Source organism: Cetobacterium sp. NK01, assembly GCF_024506395.1.
Classification (GTDB): Bacteria; Fusobacteriota; Fusobacteriia; order Fusobacteriales; family Fusobacteriaceae; genus Cetobacterium_A; species Cetobacterium_A somerae_A.
Genome location: NZ_JANIBO010000002.1, coordinates 450,576 through 467,973, shown reverse-complemented (window position 1 = coordinate 467,973; position 17,398 = coordinate 450,576). Strand labels below are relative to the sequence as shown.

The 17,398-nt window shown below is 28.6% G+C and carries 16 protein-coding genes; 7 read left to right on the top strand and 9 right to left on the bottom strand.

The window, feature by feature from the left end:
- Window positions 1–7 precede the first annotated feature (7 nt).
- Window positions 8–772: an exodeoxyribonuclease III gene (locus NON08_RS11495; RefSeq protein ID WP_256691726.1), complete on the top strand. Its 765-nt coding sequence runs from the start codon at window positions 8–10 to the stop codon at window positions 770–772.
- Between the two features lie 14 nt (window positions 773–786).
- Here the strand turns inward: NON08_RS11495 and NON08_RS11490 are convergent, their stop codons facing one another.
- Complete coding sequence (locus tag NON08_RS11490) at window positions 787–2,058, bottom strand: APC family permease (protein WP_256691725.1); 1,272 nt, start codon at window positions 2,056–2,058, stop codon at window positions 787–789.
- Window positions 2,059–2,060: 2 nt separating this feature from the next.
- Window positions 2,061–2,792: a gamma-glutamyl-gamma-aminobutyrate hydrolase family protein gene (locus NON08_RS11485; RefSeq protein ID WP_256691861.1), complete on the bottom strand. Its 732-nt coding sequence runs from the start codon at window positions 2,790–2,792 to the stop codon at window positions 2,061–2,063.
- Between the two features lie 120 nt (window positions 2,793–2,912).
- On the opposite strand from NON08_RS11485, the gene NON08_RS11480 reads away from it, so the two are divergent.
- A complete protein-coding gene (locus tag NON08_RS11480; RefSeq protein ID WP_256691724.1) occupies window positions 2,913–4,196 on the top strand; it encodes an MFS transporter in 1,284 nt (427 codons plus the stop codon).
- Window positions 4,197–4,245: 49 nt separating this feature from the next.
- Here the strand turns inward: NON08_RS11480 and NON08_RS11475 are convergent, their stop codons facing one another.
- From NON08_RS11475 to NON08_RS11460, 4 genes are all read right to left on the bottom strand, one after another.
- Window positions 4,246–4,881 carry a hypothetical protein gene (locus NON08_RS11475; protein ID WP_256691723.1) on the bottom strand — a complete coding sequence of 212 codons (636 nt, stop codon included), beginning with the start codon at window positions 4,879–4,881 and terminating at the stop codon, window positions 4,246–4,248.
- A gap of 72 nt (window positions 4,882–4,953) precedes the next feature.
- Window positions 4,954–5,148 carry a hypothetical protein gene (locus tag NON08_RS11470; RefSeq protein ID WP_256691722.1) on the bottom strand — a complete coding sequence of 65 codons (195 nt, stop codon included), beginning with the start codon at window positions 5,146–5,148 and terminating at the stop codon, window positions 4,954–4,956.
- An 81-nt stretch (window positions 5,149–5,229) separates the two neighbouring features.
- Window positions 5,230–6,417: a sodium/glutamate symporter gene (gltS, locus tag NON08_RS11465; RefSeq protein ID WP_256691720.1), complete on the bottom strand. Its 1,188-nt coding sequence runs from the start codon at window positions 6,415–6,417 to the stop codon at window positions 5,230–5,232.
- A 244-nt stretch (window positions 6,418–6,661) separates the two neighbouring features.
- Window positions 6,662–7,597: a nucleoside hydrolase gene (locus NON08_RS11460; protein WP_256691719.1), complete on the bottom strand. Its 936-nt coding sequence runs from the start codon at window positions 7,595–7,597 to the stop codon at window positions 6,662–6,664.
- A 133-nt stretch (window positions 7,598–7,730) separates the two neighbouring features.
- Between NON08_RS11460 and NON08_RS11455 the strand changes: the two genes are divergently transcribed.
- The gene (locus NON08_RS11455; protein ID WP_256691718.1) at window positions 7,731–9,239 is read left to right on the top strand and encodes a DUF1846 domain-containing protein; all 1,509 of its coding nucleotides are present in this window, start codon (window positions 7,731–7,733) and stop codon (window positions 9,237–9,239) included.
- Between the two features lie 50 nt (window positions 9,240–9,289).
- Here NON08_RS11455 and NON08_RS11450 read toward each other — a convergent pair whose 3' ends face one another.
- Window positions 9,290–10,039: a hypothetical protein gene (locus NON08_RS11450; protein WP_256691717.1), complete on the bottom strand. Its 750-nt coding sequence runs from the start codon at window positions 10,037–10,039 to the stop codon at window positions 9,290–9,292.
- Window positions 10,040–10,180: 141 nt separating this feature from the next.
- On the opposite strand from NON08_RS11450, the gene NON08_RS11445 reads away from it, so the two are divergent.
- Window positions 10,181–10,912, top strand: a complete 732-nt coding sequence (locus tag NON08_RS11445; RefSeq protein WP_256691716.1) for a DUF4396 domain-containing protein — start codon at window positions 10,181–10,183, stop codon at window positions 10,910–10,912.
- Between the two features lie 18 nt (window positions 10,913–10,930).
- Here NON08_RS11445 and NON08_RS11440 read toward each other — a convergent pair whose 3' ends face one another.
- The gene (locus tag NON08_RS11440; RefSeq protein WP_256691715.1) at window positions 10,931–11,764 is read right to left on the bottom strand and encodes a mechanosensitive ion channel family protein; all 834 of its coding nucleotides are present in this window, start codon (window positions 11,762–11,764) and stop codon (window positions 10,931–10,933) included.
- Window positions 11,765–11,910: 146 nt separating this feature from the next.
- On the opposite strand from NON08_RS11440, the gene NON08_RS11435 reads away from it, so the two are divergent.
- The 3 genes from NON08_RS11435 to mobB are packed head-to-tail and all read left to right on the top strand — an operon-like array spanning window position 11,911 to window position 15,785.
- On the top strand, window positions 11,911–13,290 hold the full coding sequence (locus NON08_RS11435; RefSeq protein WP_256691714.1) for a TldD/PmbA family protein: 1,380 nt from the start codon (window positions 11,911–11,913) through the stop codon (window positions 13,288–13,290).
- 42 nt (window positions 13,291–13,332) lie between these two features.
- Window positions 13,333–14,673, top strand: a complete 1,341-nt coding sequence (locus NON08_RS11430; protein WP_256691713.1) for a TldD/PmbA family protein — start codon at window positions 13,333–13,335, stop codon at window positions 14,671–14,673.
- A gap of 26 nt (window positions 14,674–14,699) precedes the next feature.
- Complete coding sequence (gene mobB, locus NON08_RS11425; RefSeq protein ID WP_256691711.1) at window positions 14,700–15,785, top strand: molybdopterin-guanine dinucleotide biosynthesis protein B; 1,086 nt, start codon at window positions 14,700–14,702, stop codon at window positions 15,783–15,785.
- Window positions 15,786–15,828: 43 nt separating this feature from the next.
- Here mobB and NON08_RS11420 read toward each other — a convergent pair whose 3' ends face one another.
- A complete protein-coding gene (locus NON08_RS11420) occupies window positions 15,829–17,289 on the bottom strand; it encodes a glutamate decarboxylase (RefSeq protein WP_256691709.1) in 1,461 nt (486 codons plus the stop codon).
- Window positions 17,290–17,398: the final 109 nt, after the last annotated feature.

Here is a 17,398-nt window from a genome sequence, read left to right as displayed (position 1 = left end):
GTTATATATGAAAAAATTAATTTCTTGGAATGTTAATGGATTTAGAGCTGTTCTTCAAAAAAATTTTTTAGAATACTTTAATTCAATCGATGCTGATGTTTTTTGTTTACAAGAAATAAAACTTCAAGAGGGACAAGTTGATTTCAATCCAGAAGGATACAACTGCTATTGGAACTATGCTGAAAAAAAAGGTTATTCAGGAACAGCTATATTTACAAAAGAAATTCCAGTATCTGTATCATATGATATAGGTATAGACCATCATGATAAAGAGGGAAGAGTTATTACCTTAGAATTTAAAGATTACTATCTAGTAAATGTTTATACTCCTAACTCACAAACTGAATTAGCTAGATTAGAATATAGAATGACTTGGGAAGATGATTTCAGAAACTATCTTTTAAATTTAGACTCAAAAAAACCTGTAATTCTTTGTGGAGATTTAAATGTTGCACATACTGAAATTGATTTAAAAAATCCAAAATCAAATAAAACAAATGCAGGATTTACTATTGAAGAAAGAAATAAATTTAGTGAGTTACTTGAAAGTGGATTTGTAGACAGCTTTAGATATTTACATCCAGATGCTACTGAAAAATACTCTTGGTGGTCATATAGATTCAGCGCTCGGAAAAATAATGCTGGTTGGAGAATAGATTACTTTGTAGTTTCTAATAAAATAAAAGATAAAATTGTTGAAGCAAATATTCATAGCGATATTTTAGGGTCTGATCATTGCCCTGTAGAACTTATAATAAAAGAGCTCTCTTAATTGAGAGCCCTTTTTTATTTTGAATATTTCTTCATAAAGAAATAGATTGGTATTCCTAAAATAAGCCCACCTAACCCTATTAAAATCTTTTCTATATCTGAGTTATATACTAACCAACAGCTAACTACAATAGCAAAAATTGGGATTACTGGACCAAAGGGAACTCTAAAAGTTCTCACTAGATCAGGCCTTTTTTTTCTTAATACTGGAATTGCTAAACAAGTTGGTAAATATTGAACAAATCTTGAAATTACACTGATTGCTGCTAACTTTACAAAACTTCCTGATAAAGCTATTACTAAAGCTAAAACAACTGTTATTATTATAGCTATAGTCGGAGTTCCATATCGTCCGTTTTTTGCTATTACTCTAGGCAAGATCCCATCTTCTGCAAGAGCTACTCCACATCTAGGAGTAACAAAAGATGCTGCTATATTTATTCCTCCAATAGATACCAAAGTTCCCGCTGTTATTAGTAAGGCACCTGCTTCTCCCATAAAATTTCCTGCCGCTTGAGCTATGGGAGTTAAACTAGTTGACAAATCCTTTCCTAAAACACCTATAGAAACTAACAATATTAAAATGTAAAAAATTGAAACTATAAACATTACGGTTATCGTGGCTATAGGTAAATCCTTTTCCGGATTATTCATATCTTCTGCTGCTACAGCAATTGATTCAAATCCAGTAAAAGCATAGAACATTAATAAAGCTGCCGGTGCAAAATTTAACTCTTCTGAAGTTGTTAAAATATTAAAAGGTTCAAAATTACTGCCTTTTATAAAAAATATTCCAATTGCTATAAATATAATTAAAGGAATTAACTTTCCTAAAGTTATTATGTTATTCAACAATTTTGATATTTTAACACCTAAAATATTAACTACTCCTAATCCACATATAATAATAGCTATTATTATATCCTTTGTCATAGTTTCTTTTGCTGGTTCCCATACATCACCTAAAGCTTGAACGAATCCAGCTGCCATTGCAGCCCAAGCTATTATAGCAATAGCCCACTTCATGAATCCTACTTCAAATCCTACAAATTCTCCAAAAGCTTCTTTTGCATAAATATATGGTCCACCATTTCTTTTAAACATTCCACTAGCCTCAGCAAAGCATAAAGCTATACTTAAAACCAATATCATATCAAATAAAATTACAAATATACTTCCAGTTCCTACTAAACTATATGCTTTATTTGGCAGTAAAAATATCCCTGATCCAATTATTGAATTTATCCCTAATAAAACAATACTCCAGAATCCAAGTTTACTTTTCATAATTACTCCTTATTAGAAATACTAATAAAATAATTAAATAATCGCTGCATCAACCCATTTGTTTTACTTAACATTTCAGGATGCCATTGAATTGCCAGTATATTTTTTTCTCTCATTTCAATACCTTCAATAACTCCATCCTTAGAAAGGGCTGTAACCTTCATTCCAACTGCTACATCTTTTATTGCCATATGATGAAAACTATTTACTAAAATCTTATCTTTTTTTAATATTTCATATAGTAATGACTCTTTATTTATTTCAACTGTATGTGTTTCCAAATCTGGTTTCACTCTTTGATTATGCCGAATATTATCATCTTTTTTCAAAGATAAATCTTGATATAAAGTTCCCCCAAAATATACATTTAAAATTTGCTCTCCTCTACAAATTCCTAAAATCGGTTTTCCCTCTTCTAACATATTTTCAATTAAAAGAAATTCAAATCTATCTCTTTTAGGGAAAGTTTCCCCCAATTCTTTTATAGGTTCCTCCTCCCACAAAAGTGGATTTACATCGTGTCCTCCTGATAGTATTAAACAATCAATATTTCGAGTATACTCCTTAATAAGTTCTTCATCGTCAGTAACTGGTATTATATAAGGAACTCCTCCAGCTCTTATTACAGACTCTACATAATCATTATTCACATATGCTCTTTCATATCCTGGAAAATTCCCACTATTATCAATTATTATACTTCCTGAAATTCCAATTATTGGTTTTAATTTCATCTCACCATCTCCTTTATATCTATTTTTCATTTTTAGTTTTTTATTTCCTTTTAAATTTTAAAGGAATCTCTCTTTTTTTTAGTAAATCTAAGTACAAAATAGAACAGGGGGGTAATATTTATGTTTCAGGACTCTTATGATAAAAATAAATTCCTTATAACTGTTGAAGGTATGAGTGCTAATATGCTTTCTTTAGGAATTCAAGGCTTTGCTCTTACTGCTCTAGCACTATACTTTAAATGTGAACCATTCTGGATATCAGTTATAGCAACTTTACCTTTGGGCCTACAGTTACTTCAAATCTTTTTAGGAACATACTATAAATTTTTTAAAACAAAAAAAAGAGCTCTGCTATTTAGTGCAGCAGCAGCTAGAATTCCAATGTGCTTTTTATTTTTTATTGTACTTTTTGATAAAATAGACTACCGATTCCTCGTTGGAATAGTTTTTATTTATTCAGTCTTTTCGGCTTTTGTAAGCGGAATCTGGACTAGTTCAGTTGGAGACATTATAAAAAAAGAGGATCGTGGCACATTTTTTTCTAGAAGATTTACTTTAATATCCATATCAACAGTTATTTTTTCATACATTGTTTCAAAATCTTTAAACTATACCCCTGGAAAAACAAGCATTTTAGTATTAACTTTTATAATCGCTATTGCAGCTATTACCACATTAGTCCTACTTTACTTTCATGAAATACCAAATTTCAAAGAAAATCAAGTAAGTTTTTCTATAAAAAAACCTTTGAAAGATAGCAATTTTTTTAATTTTTTAATGTTTATAGCAATGTGGAATTTTTCTATCGAATTTACAAAACCTTATTTTTATTATTTTGCTGTTGTTGACTTAAATGCCTCATACAACATATTAGGATTATCTAGTTCTTTAACAGCTATTTTATCAATTATAGCATTTTTTATATATGGAAAATTAGTCGAGCGAATTGGTTATAAAAAACTTTTATCTTTTGGAATTGCTGTTTCTAGTTATGTTGTTATCTTTTATTTTTTAATGACTAAAGAAACAGTAAATAGCTTAATTATGTTGGATGCTATTGGAACTGCCATTGGATGGTCTGCTATAAACCTATCTTTATTCAGTTTACTTCTAGAACTTTCCTCTCCAGATAGAGATTCTTATACTGCAGCATACTCATTATCAGTAGGAGTTATGGGATTAACAGGAGCTTTTTTAGGTGGACACTTAGCTAATTTTTTACAAGGAAAGACTATCTTAATTTTTGGAGATTCATATGCTGGATTAAAGCTTATGTTCTTTATAAGTTTATTTTTAAGATTTTATTGTATACTTTTACTTACAAAAGTTCGAGCTTTTCAAAAAAATCTTTATTATCCAGGTTTGTATCCATCTATTATTTATTTACTTAGAAATAGAAGATAATAATAAAAAGCTCCCTTTAGATTTAATAATCTATTAGGAGCTTTTATTACTATTTATTACTATTTAAGCAAAATTCTTCAAAATGAGGAAGCGTTAAGCACCAATCGCAAAAGTTTCCCCAATCCTCTTTTAATTTATGATATCTTCTTTGTAAATACATTGTTTTTAGTTGTAAATACGATGTAGTTACTCTCATTGTTTGCTCTAATCCCATTGGACAATTAGAAATTATTTTCATATAAATTTCATATTTCGTATATGTTTTTCCATCGATTTCAATTTCTTTTTGCTCTTTTTCAAAAGAGTTGAAAATTTCAATCCATTTATTTAAGTTTTCAATCACAACATCATCAACATATTCATTACAAGATTTTTTTAAATCCATTTTTGTTAATCTATGCATTTTTGAAGTCGATGACACAATATCAGCAAAATGGTATCTTTGAAATTGTGGCGTCCAATAATTTGGATAAGTTACGTCAAATTGAACAATTATTCCTTTTAAAAAATTATCATGTCCTGTTCCTGTTGGAACATTTCCTAACTTTCCAGCTCTTTTAAAATCTTTCTCTTCTAACTTTGGAGTTTCATCCCACTCCTCTATTGATTCAGCTATCATTGGATATCCACTAGCTATTAAACTCTCTTCTAATCCATACACTCTATCATTAAATATTTTAAGCACGACATACCTCCATAAAACTTTTTATAAATTATATCATACTTTCATTTTTAATGCATTTAAAATAATAACGTTCTATATCTCTTTTATATTTAGCCACTCTATGTGATCATTTTTTCTTTTTACTTCCTCTACAGCTTTATCTCTAGCTTCTCCCTCTTTTACTTCTTCATCAATTTTTTTTAATTCCATAAGTAGTTTATGAAGCTCTTCTGTTTTTTCTTCTTTTAATCTCTCTTCAACTTTTTGTATTGTTTGTTTTAATTTCATAAAATCCACCTCCTAATTTCTATAATCTTTCTTCTTAATTTTTGTGAAATTCCTTTAATTTTTTTAGGAGATGCTATTAAATTAATGTAAAAAATTCATAAATAACGTTATTATCCCTGCGTTAAAGAAATCTATAAATAATCCTCCTACTATTGGAATAACAAAGAAAGCTTTTGGAGATGGAAAATATTTTGCTGTTAATGCTTCCATATTAGCAAGAGCTTTTGGAGTTGTTCCAAAACCACATCCACAATGTCCACTCGTCATTACAACTGCATCGTAATCCTTTCCAGTTAATCTAAAAGTTATAAAATAAGCAAAAACACCTATTAACACAGTTTGAGCAACTAGCATTATAACTAATGGTAATGCTAGTCCCTGTAATTCCCATAATTTAAAACTCATAAGTGTCATAGATAAAAATATTGTTAGTGTAAATCCACCAATTATATTTATAATATCTAAATGTACATCATAAGCTCCTGTAAAATCTGATATATTTCTGATTAAAGCAGCTGCAAACATAGCTCCTATATATGAAGGTAAAACTATTCCTGCTTTAGATAAATAATTAGATATTAAACTTCCTATTCCCATAGCTATTATTATCTGAAAAGAAGCTGTCGAAACATGTTTAGGATCTAATGGTGTTTTCTTTTCTTCGTCAGAATCATAGGCTCCATTTTCATCTCTTTTTTCTAAAAGGTTATGCTTTTTTATCAATCTATTAGCTAGCGGACCTGATATTAAACTTCCTACAATTAATGCATAGGTTGCTGTTGCCATTGCAACTACTGTAGCACCTTCAGCTCCATAACTTTCTAAAATTGGAGCAAAAGCTCCAGCTGTTCCAGGTCCTCCTGTTGTTGACATAGATCCTGTAGCTAAACCTATCAATGGATTTAAATTTAAAATTTGAGCTAATCCTACTCCTAAAACATTTTGTGATATGGCTAGTCCTACAGATGCTATTAAAAACATAAATACTGGCATCCCAGCTTTTTTTAGTAATTTTAAACTTGCTGAATATCCCACTGTTGTAAAAAATGCAATCATAAATATGTTTCTTAAAGAATCTTCAAATATAAAATTAAACATTCCTGTTTTATAACCAATAAAAGTGATTATTGAAAAGGCTGTTCCTCCTGTAACTGATTCTGGAATACAGTTTTCTTTTAAAAATTTAAAGTTGTGATTTAAAAACTTTCCTATATACAATACAATAACTGCCATTGCTATAGTTTGAATTGTTGATAACTCAATTGTCATCTTAATTACCTCCTGTTAATGTTTATAAAGTGTGCGTGTTTTTCGATTATAGCACCTAATTATTGTTTTTTGAAATAGAATATATCAATAATTTAAATAATTAATTATTTAATTCATTGATATTTCGTCTATTTTTGTGAAAAAATTCACCCAAAAAAATTAAAAATATTACTTCATTATACTATTTTTTAGAAAAAATACCAAATAAAAAAAACCAAAGTAATATTCTTTGGCTTTTTTACAGTTATTTTTTTAATATTTTTATAGAATCTTTTATCAGTTCTATAAATCCTTCTCTATTTATCTCAGTTAATACAAGTGCATTTTTTTCTTTTCCTAATTTATTACGATAATCTATTATAGTTTCACCATAGGTAAATTCTCCTTTTAATTCAGTTCCTAAAAAAACTTTTTCACCATTAAATAAACTTGGATTTAATAAATAAGCAATTGTGCATGGATCATGCATAGGAACTTGTGTTTGTTGGTAAAACTCTTTATAAAAGTCAAGTGCATTTTTTATTGCTCCATATCCTACCTCTGAGGCTAATCCACCTATGTCTTGAATTTCTATCAAATCATCTTCATTTACAACGGCTTTCATCGTTACATCTAATGGGCATAAAACTATTTCAACTCCTGATTTAAATACTATATCTGCTGCTTCAGCATCTACATAGATATTAAATTCTGCTGAAGGAGTAACATTTCCTCCTATTGAAGATCCTCCCATTATAATAAACTTTTCAATTTTTGACTTTAATTCTGGGTACATCATTAAAAAGACAGCTAGATTTGTCATAGGCCCCGTTATAACTATATTTATTTTTTCTTCACTTTCTTTTAATGTCTTCGCAATAAACTCCACAGCATTTAATTCCTCTATTTTTTTATCTGTCTGTGGTAATACAACAGTTCCTATTCCACTTTCCCCATGAACCTCTGGAGCAGTAACTATCGTTTTAAACATTGGTTTTTCACAACCTTTTGCTATTTTTAAATCAGGTCTAAAAGCTCCTATCAATCTTCTAGCATTTTCTGTTGTATTATTAATGTGAACATTACCTGCTGAAACTGTAACTCCTTTTATATCTAGTTTATCGCTTGCAAATGCCATTAATAGAGCAATTGCATCATCACATCCAGGATCACAATCTATTATTATAGGTATCTTTTTCATTTTCTCCTCCATAAAAATTTTTATAATTATAACATAAAAAAATATTTTTAATCTAGATTTTTTTTTTATATCATGCTATGATATAGAGTCAGGAATAGCTCTGACAAAAATGAAAAAAATGAAGGAGTGAGTCATGAAAATAGGTTTTGATCACAATAAATATCTAGAGGAGCAATCGAAATATATCCTAGAAAGAGTTAATAATTTTGACAAATTATATCTTGAGTTTGGTGGTAAACTGTTATTTGACTTACATGCAAAAAGAGTTTTACCGGGATTTGATGAAAATGCAAAAATCAAATTACTTCAAAAACTAAAAGAAAAAGTTGAAGTTATAATCTGTGTTTATGCTGGAGATATCGAAAGAAATAAAATCAGAGGAGATTTTGGTATTACATACGATATGGATGTATTTAGATTAATCGACGATCTAAGAGAACGTGAGTTAGAAGTAAATAGTGTTGTTATAACAAGATACGATGATCAACCATCTACATCTCTTTTTATAACAAAGCTTGAGAGAAGAGGAATCAAAGTTTACAAGCATAGAGCTACAAAAGGATATCCAACTGATGTTGATACTATTGTTAGTGAAGAAGGTTATGGAAAAAATCCATACATTAAAACAACTAAGCCAATTGTTGTTGTAACTGCTCCAGGACCTGGAAGTGGAAAACTAGCAACTTGTCTAAGTCAGCTTTATCATGAAAATAAAAGAGGTAATGCTGTTGGTTACTCAAAATTTGAAACTTTCCCTGTTTGGAATGTACCTTTAAAGCATCCATTAAATATAGCTTACGAAGCTGCTACTGTAGACTTAAAGGACGTTAATATGATCGACTCATTCCACCTTGAAGCTTATGGTGAAACTGCAGTTAATTACAATAGAGACATTGAAGCTTTCCCAGTGTTAAAAAGAATAATCGAAAAAATAACTAATAAAGAATCAATTTATAAATCTCCAACTGATATGGGAGTTAATAGAGTAGGTTTTGGAATAACTGATGATGAAGTTGTTAGAGAAGCTTCTAAACAAGAGATTATTAGAAGATATTTTAAAACTGGATGTGAATATAAAAAAGGATATGTTGATAAAGAAACATTCCAAAGAGCTAAACTTATAATGGAAGAATTAGACTTAAAAGAAAGCGATAGAAAAGTGGTTACTGCTGCTAGAGAACATTTGGAAAAACAAAAGCAAGCTTGTGAGAAAAATGAACTTTTATCATCTGTTGCTATGGAACTTTCTAATGGAATGATTTTTACTGGTAAGAAATCAAATGTTCTAGATGCTTCATCAGCTGTTTTAATAAACGCTTTAAAAGCTATTGCTGGAATCAACGATAATATACACTTAATATCTCCAACAATTATTGAAGATATTACAAAATTAAAGAAAAATACACTACAAAGTAAAAATTTAGGATTAGATTGCGAAGAGATGCTAATAGCTCTTACTATATCTGCTACAACTAATCCTATGGCACAAGCTGCTCTTGATCAACTTCCTATGTTAAAAGGTGCTCAACTTCATTCAACTACAATTTTAGGAAAAGGTGATGAGCAAACTCTTAGAAAACTTGGTGTTGATGTTACTTCTGATCCTGTTTTCCCTACAGAAAATTTATACTATAATGAGTAATATTATATTTTAAATAAAGAAAAAACAGAGTTAAAAACTCTGTTTTTTTATTAACCTATAAATATTGGACTTATGGCTTTTTCTATAATTTCTATACCCATACGCTTTGTTATTCTTTCAAAAAAGAATGACTTACTTAAATTTCCCATGACAATTAAATCAAATTTATTCATTTTTTCAAAAAATTCATCTTTTGTGTTAAATTGTTGATTGAGCATTTCAATTTTTACTTTTATGCCTTTTCTTTGCAAAAGCTCTAACAAATTATTTTCTTCAAATTTATAATTCCAACTTAATAATGTTACTTCTTTTATCTGTGGAAAATCTCTTACAAAATTGTTAACGCTTTTATTAATTTTAACACCATCATCAGAAACTATCACAATTTTTTCAAATTTTGAAACACTTTTATTTACAACAATAACTGGTTTATATGAAATTTTTAATATATCTAGAAAATCTTCATCTAAATATTCAACTTCCTCTAACATTAAGCAATCTACTTTTTTTAAATACTCTTGAACTATATCTTTATTTATCCCAATCTCAACAACTAATTCTTCTTCTATATTTTCTTTTTTCAATAAATTTTTTAAGTCCTCTATATATTCATCTTCATACTCCTTTAAAATATCCATAGTCATACTAGGACTTAAAAATGTTACACCTGTTGGAACTTTTAATTCTTTTACATAAAGTGGAAGTATTTCAAAATCAAATCTTTTTTTTAAAGATTTAAAATTTTCAATTGCTAATCTAGCGTCATTATAATATTTAAATAATACTAAAATCTTTTCCATAATACCCTCCTTTATATTTCAAATATATAAGTTTTACTTTATTTTATTTATTTCTCCTTTATTTGAAGTTATTTTTTAAAGGAAATCATATTTTTTCTATGTATTTTATTTATAAAATGATAATTTTAGGTGGTGATTTAATTGTTTAATATTATTTCTAAATTTTTTATAGTTATTGGTATTCTTTCGGCTTTAAGTATTACTATTGATATTTTAAAAAATCCTCAAAAAGAAATGCCCATTATGAATATTGTTTGGCCTATTAATGGTTTATGGGCTGGAGTTTTTGGTGTTTGGGCATACTTTACCATAGGAAAGCATAGAAAAATGGATATGAGCAATATGGATATGAAAGATATGAATATGAGTGACATGGATATGGAAGATATGAATATGGATAATATGAAAATGAATTCTGATAATAAATATTCTAGCTTTTGGCAAGGAGTTGTTGCAGATACCTTACATTGTGGTGCTGGATGTTCATTAGCTGATCTTATTGGTCCTTGGATTTTTATTGTTTTTCCATTTACACTTTTTAATAATTATACTTTTGGTGAATGGACACTAGATTATTTTCTAGCTTTATTGACAGGAGTAACATTTCAATATGCTGCAATTTCACCTATGATGAATGAAAAAGGTCCTAAAATTTGGTTAAGAGCTTTAAAAATAGATTTTCTCTCTCTTACTTCTTGGCAAATTGGAATGTACGGTTGGATGGCTTTAGTTATTTTTGTTTGGTTCGGTCGTTTATCACCTTTAACTCCTGAATTTTGGTTTATGATGCAGATTGCTATGTGCTGTGGGTTTATTACTGCGTATCCAGTTAATTGGTGGTTAGTTAAAGCAGGAATTAAAATGGGAATGTAAAAAACATACCTCCAAGATTTATCTTGGAGGTATTATATTTACATCATATGATTGATATGGAATTCTTATTCCTTCTAAATCAAATCTTTTTTTCACTTCTTCTTGAATATCTGCATTTAAATCTCTAAAATTTTCTTTTAAAGTCCAAACTCTTACTATAAATTCTGATGCAGTTGAAGTTTCTTTTGCAAACTTTACAAAAATATCTTTTTCTTTTAACACTGCTGGATGATTACTAACAACATTAAAAAGCACCTCTCTAACTTTATCTATATTACACTTTTTATCAGCAAAAAATAAAAAATCTGCTCTTCTTTGTGGATTAGCTGTTACAGTAGTTACTATTGATGATGACAACTTTCCATTTGGAACTATAATTTTTTTGTTATCCACACTATTCAATACAGTATATAAAAAGCTTATCTTTTGCACTGCTCCCTCTGTTCCTGCTGCAATGATAAAATCTCCTTTTTTAAAAGGTTTTGAAACTAATATTTGTATACCACCAGCTACATCTGACAAGCTTCCTTTTAATGCCAATCCTACTCCTACTCCAATTGATCCAATTAATGCTAAAATAGACGTTGTTTTCAATCCTAATATTTCTAATAAATTTAAAAAATAAAAAATTATTATTAATAAATTTGTAGATGTTAGTAAAAAATTAACTAAAAGTTCATCGAAAGTACTTTTTTTCAATATTTTTTTTAGAGACACTACTAAAAATTCTCTAACAGGTCTATATGTAAAATAAAGTATTAGTAGATATACTATTTTCTTTAAAAGTATAGGAGAGTATTTTGCTGTGTAAAGTATTAATTCTTCTGATATATTCGTTAAAAAATTTTCCATGAAAAACTCCTTCATATTATAATTTATTCAATTATTATACTATATTTTTGTTTTTTTTTCTATCATCCTCTTTCTATTTATTTTCTCTATCTAAAAGAATATTCATGTGCTATACTCTAGTAAAAACATCAAAAGGAGAGATCTATATGTTAGATAAAATTTTAATTGAAGATATTTTAAATGAAGCATTATCTACTGGTGGAGATTTTGCAGAAATTTTTGTAGAAAGTAAAACTGGCGATTCATTTTATTTAGTTGATGGAAAAATTGAACAAGCAATATCTGGAAAAGATTTTGGTATTGGAATACGAATATTTAAAGATCTTTTCTCTGTTTATGCATACACAAATGATATGAATAAAGAAAATTTAATTAAAACTGCTCAAAAAGCTGCTAAAGCTATAAAAGGAACAAAACAAGATATTACTATAAATCTTTTGAAACAAGAAATTGAAAATAAAAACAAAGTTTTATTAGCTCCTGGAAGTATATTAAAAGATGATAAAATTTTAGTTATGAAAGAAGCATATACAGCAGCTAAAGAATATGATGAATGTATTAGTCAAGTTAGAATAAATTATAATGATTATACTCAAAATATTTTAATTGCAAATTCTGAGGGTACTTTAGTTGAAGACACCAGAGTTAGAAGTAGATTAGGAATTGAAAGCATTGCTTCTAATGTAAATGATATGCAAACTGGTTCATATCGTCCTGGAGCTTCTAAAGGCTTTGAATTTTTTAAGGAGATTAATATCAAAGAATATGCTCAAGAAGCTTCTAGAATTGCTAAAACTATGTTAGGAGCTAAATATGCTCCTAGTGGTAAAATGCCTGTAATTATCGAAAATGAATTTGGAGGAGTTATATTTCATGAAGCTTGTGGACATGGTCTTGAAGCAACTAGTGTCGCTAAAGGTCTTTCAGTTTTTGCTAATAAAATCGGAGAGAAAGTTGCTAGTGATGTAGTATCTGCAGTAGATGATGGTACTCTTCCTAACGAATGGGGATCTTCTAATATTGACGATGAAGGAACTCCTACTCAAAGAAATCTTTTAATAGAAAATGGTATCCTAAAAGGTTATATGATAGATAAATTAAATGGTCGAAGAATGGGAGCTAGTAGTACTGGTAGTGCTAGAAGAGAATCTTATAAATATGCACCAACATCTAGAATGACAAATACTTTTATTTTAAATGGTAAATCATCTTTAGAAGATATGCTCTCTAATGTAGAAGACGGTATTTATGCCAAATACATGGGTGGAGGTTCTGTTAATCCGAGTACAGGTGATTTTAATTTTTCTATAATGGAAGGATATATTATAAAAAATGGAAAAATAATGGATCCCGTTAGAGGAGCTACACTAATTGGAAATGGTCCTGAAGTTTTACATAAAATAGAGATGGTTGGTAATAACTTAGCTCATGGTCAAGGAATGTGTGGTTCTGTATCTGGTAGTATACCTGCTAATGTAGGACAACCTCGAATTAAAATTCAAGATATTGTTGTTGGAGGAAGATAATTTTAAGTTAATATTTATTAACCAATATTTTAGGAGGATTTTATGGAAGTAAAAATATTTATAGATAAAGTTTTTGATACTGCTAAAAATATGAATTTAGAGGAGTTTGAGATATATTTCGTCTCATCTAAAAATGAAACAATCAAAGTTTTTAAAGGTGAAATTGATACCTATAACAACTCTGAAAATATGGGTATTTCTTTTAGAGTTAAAGTAGACGGAAAAATGGGATATTCATATACCGAATCTTTGCTTGAAGAAGATATCTTTCCACTAATTGAACGAGCAATTTCTAATGGTAAAATAATCGAAAATTCAGATGAAGTTGAAATTTATAAAGAAAATAGTATTTACGAAGACGTTAACTCTTTTAATCCAGAGCTTGAAAATATCCCTGTTGAAGAAAAGATTAATTTTCTTTTAAAAGCTGAGAAAACAGCTTTAGAACTAGATTCAAGAGTTAAAGCTATAAATTATTGTATGATCGGAAGTGGTTTTGGTGAAAATATTATTAAAAATTCAGAAGGATTAGATCTTTATCATAAATCTAACTCAATTTATGCTTATATTGCTGTTGTTGTACAAGAGGGTGATTCTATAAAAAATGATTCAGCTTATATTGTAACGAGAGATTTTTCTAATATGGATCCTATAAAACTTTCAACAGAAGCTGTTACCAAAGCATTAAACAAACTTAATTCAACATCTGTTGAAAGTAAAGAATATAATATCATTATAGAAAATGATACTTTTGCTGATCTTCTAGGTGCTATGAGTGGTATCTTTTCTGGAGAAGCTGTACAAAAAGGTGTGTCTAAATTTAAAGGAAAATTGAATACTTGTGTAGCTTCCTCTATAGTTACAATTACAGATGACCCTCTTTTAAAAGATGGCTATGGTAGTGCTCCTTTTGATGCAGAAGGTGTACCTACTAAAAGAAAAAATCTTATTGAAAATGGAGTTTTAAAAACATATATCCACAACTTAAAAACCGCTAAAAAAGATGGTATAAAAACAACAGGAAATGCAGCAAAAGGTGGGTATAAAGGAACAATGGGAATTTCTACTTTTAATCTTTTTTTACAAAAAGGTGATCTTTCTTTTAATCAACTCTTAAATAAATTAGATAACGGAATTCTTGTTACAGGTTTTTCTGGATTACACTCTGGTTTAAATTCAATATCTGGAGATTTTTCTTTAGCAACAGAAGGTTTTTTAATTGAAAATGGAAAAATTATAAAGCCTTTAAATCAAATTACTGTTGCTGGAAACTTCTTTAATCTTCTAAATAATATTGAAGATATTGCAGATGATTTAAAATTTAATTTATCAGGAATAGGTTCTCCTTCACTATTAGTTAAAAATATTAGTGTATCATCATAAATATAAATCAACAGGAGGTAACACATATGAATAAAATTAGAAATATTGATGCCTTAATTCTTGCTGGTGGGAAAAGTTCACGAATGGATTTTATGGACAAAGCTTTATTAAAATATGATAAAAATAGAACTTTTTTGGAAAAAATAACAGATGAATTAAGTAATTTTGAAAATCTAATGGTTTCAATTAATAAAAAGCAAAATTTTATTATTCCTAGAGGAACTATTGTTACAGATACAATTGATAATATAGGACCAATTGAAGGAATCTATCAAGGGCTTTTAAATTGTAAGTCTGATTTTATTTTTGTTACAACTTGTGATATGCCAAATATTACCAAAGAGTTTGTAAATTTTCTTTTACAATTTATTTCTCATGATTATGATGCAGTAATAATAAAGGATAGTAAAGGGAAAACATATCCACTCTTTGGTATCTACAATAAATCTGCTTTAAGTACACTAGAAGGTCTTATTATGGATAAAAACTATCGTTTACAAGATTTTCTTTCAGAATTAAATATTAAATATATCTCTTTAGCAAATACAACTTTTGATAGTTATAAACTTTTAAAAAGCATCGATACACAGGAAGAATTAAAATTTAACTCTATTTTTATGGGAAACAAACCTTTTATAGCTATTTGTGGAGCTAAGAATAGTGGAAAAACTTTATTGATTGAAGAACTATTAAAACATTTAAATGATGCTGGTTTTAAAGCCGCTACTATTAAATTTGATTCTAATTATAATCTTAATGAGTTAGATGATGAATTAAGTAGATATAAAAAATCTGGTGCTAAGGGAAGTTTACTTTTCTCAAAAAATAATTATATTCTTCTTAAAGATAGAGTCAATAACAACTTCTTTCAATACTTAAATTATTTTAAAGATTTTGATATAATTTTACTAGAAGATTTTAAACATGAACCTTTTCCTAAGATTGAAATTCTTAAAGAGGGTATATCTTTAAATCCCTCATGTAATCCAACTAATTTATTATTTTATGTAAGTGATTCTCAAAAAATTTTAGAGGACAAAACTTTTAAATCAATTAATTTAAAAGATACTATTTCAATTTTTAAAGAAATTTTAAAAATAATTAATTTATAGTATAATAAAAACTGCACTTTAAAAGTGCAGTTTTTTAATACAATTATTTTTTCAGTAATCTTTTTTCTGTGTGAGTATAACCAGCTACATGATCTTCTGTTTTCTTAATCTCTTTTTTCACTGTCATGTGTTCGTCTAAATAAGCTATTGACTCTTTCATATCTTGAAGCAGTAATGAGATTTGTTCCATACTTTGGTCAGCTCTTACTACAACTCTCATTATTGTTACGTCTTCAAAGTTTTTTGGTAATGGATAAGCTGGTAATTGCCATCCATAGTATCTTAATCTATCTGATAAGTCATACTCTGTCCATGCTCTTTTTGGATCCTCTTTTAACATCCAACAAACAATAGGAATATTTTCTCCACTATTTAGTATTCTAAATATTCCTAACTTTTCCAATCCTTTTGTTAAGAATAATCCTACATCTCTTGATTTTTCATGTACAGCTTTATATCCTTCTTTTCCCCATCTTACAAAGTTATAGTATTGAGCCCATATTTGGCTTCCTGGTCTTGAGAAGTTTATTTGGAATGTTGGCTCAAAAGCTCCTAAGTATGCTACTTTAAATAGTAACTCCTCTGGTAAGTATTCTTTATCTCTCCACATTACCCATCCTAGACCTGGATAAACTAATCCAAACTTATGTCCTGATGTACTTATTGAAACTACATTTTTTAATCTGAAATCCCAAACTAACTCTGGATTTACAAATGGTAAATACAACCCTCCTGATGCTGCATCCACATGGATTGGTACTGATAATTTAGCAGTTTTATTGTACTCTTCAACTTCTTTATCAAGAGCAACTATATCATCAAATGTTCCTGTGTATGTTATACCCATTATTGGTACTATTCCTATTGTATATTCATCACACGCTGCCACTGCTGCTTTAGGATCTAATCTTAAATCATCCAATGACATCATTGGAACCTCTCTTAACTCTACATCCCAATACACTCCAAATTTTTCCCAAACTACTTGGAATCCTGAACTTACTACTAAATTTGGTTTTTTAGCGTTTATATCTATTCCTAAAGCTGCCGCTCTTTTTCTCCATCTAAACTTCATTGCCATTCCACCTAGCATACATGCTTCTGATGAACCAACTGTGGAAGTTCCCATGTATTCTTCATCTTTTGGAGCGTGCCATAAATCTGCAATAATATTAACACATCTTTTTTCCACTTCTGTTGTTTGTGGATATTCAGCCTTATCTATTGCGTTAGTCGCAATTGCATCTACCATAACTTGTTTTGCTTCTGGTTCCATATATGTTTGAACAAATGTTGCTAAATTATATCTTGGATTTCCATCATGCATCATTTCATCCGCGATTAATCTATACGCAACTTCTGGATTAATAGCCTTATCATTTATAGTTTCTCTTGGTAATACGTGAGCCGATTCATAACTTCCAAATAAAGGTGTCATTGAATTATCTGGAGCAAACTCATACTCTTTTTCTTTTTCTTCTCCAACTTTTCTTCTGTGTAACATAAAAAACCTCCTTCAATTTTAAAACCAATTAAGTTAATATTTAGATTTAAAACTCCGCAAAAATTATTCGCATTAAATTGAAGAAATCCTTTAAATTTAATTATATTTT

Coding starts and splice junctions, on each gene's coding strand:
- NON08_RS11495 (WP_256691726.1), top strand. CDS start 8: ATGAAAAAATTAATTTCTTGGAATGTTAATGGATTTAGAGCTGTTCTT.
- NON08_RS11490 (WP_256691725.1), bottom strand. CDS start 2,058: ATGAAAAGTAAACTTGGATTCTGGAGTATTGTTTTATTAGGGATAAAT.
- NON08_RS11485 (WP_256691861.1), bottom strand. CDS start 2,792: ATGAAATTAAAACCAATAATTGGAATTTCAGGAAGTATAATAATTGAT.
- NON08_RS11480 (WP_256691724.1), top strand. CDS start 2,913: ATGTTTCAGGACTCTTATGATAAAAATAAATTCCTTATAACTGTTGAA.
- NON08_RS11470 (WP_256691722.1), bottom strand. CDS start 5,148: ATGAAATTAAAACAAACAATACAAAAAGTTGAAGAGAGATTAAAAGAA.
- gltS (WP_256691720.1), bottom strand. CDS start 6,417: ATGACAATTGAGTTATCAACAATTCAAACTATAGCAATGGCAGTTATT.
- NON08_RS11460 (WP_256691719.1), bottom strand. CDS start 7,597: ATGAAAAAGATACCTATAATAATAGATTGTGATCCTGGATGTGATGAT.
- NON08_RS11455 (WP_256691718.1), top strand. CDS start 7,731: ATGAAAATAGGTTTTGATCACAATAAATATCTAGAGGAGCAATCGAAA.
- NON08_RS11450 (WP_256691717.1), bottom strand. CDS start 10,039: ATGGAAAAGATTTTAGTATTATTTAAATATTATAATGACGCTAGATTA.
- NON08_RS11440 (WP_256691715.1), bottom strand. CDS start 11,764: ATGGAAAATTTTTTAACGAATATATCAGAAGAATTAATACTTTACACA.
- NON08_RS11435 (WP_256691714.1), top strand. CDS start 11,911: ATGTTAGATAAAATTTTAATTGAAGATATTTTAAATGAAGCATTATCT.
- NON08_RS11430 (WP_256691713.1), top strand. CDS start 13,333: ATGGAAGTAAAAATATTTATAGATAAAGTTTTTGATACTGCTAAAAAT.
- mobB (WP_256691711.1), top strand. CDS start 14,700: ATGAATAAAATTAGAAATATTGATGCCTTAATTCTTGCTGGTGGGAAA.
- NON08_RS11420 (WP_256691709.1), bottom strand. CDS start 17,289: ATGTTACACAGAAGAAAAGTTGGAGAAGAAAAAGAAAAAGAGTATGAG.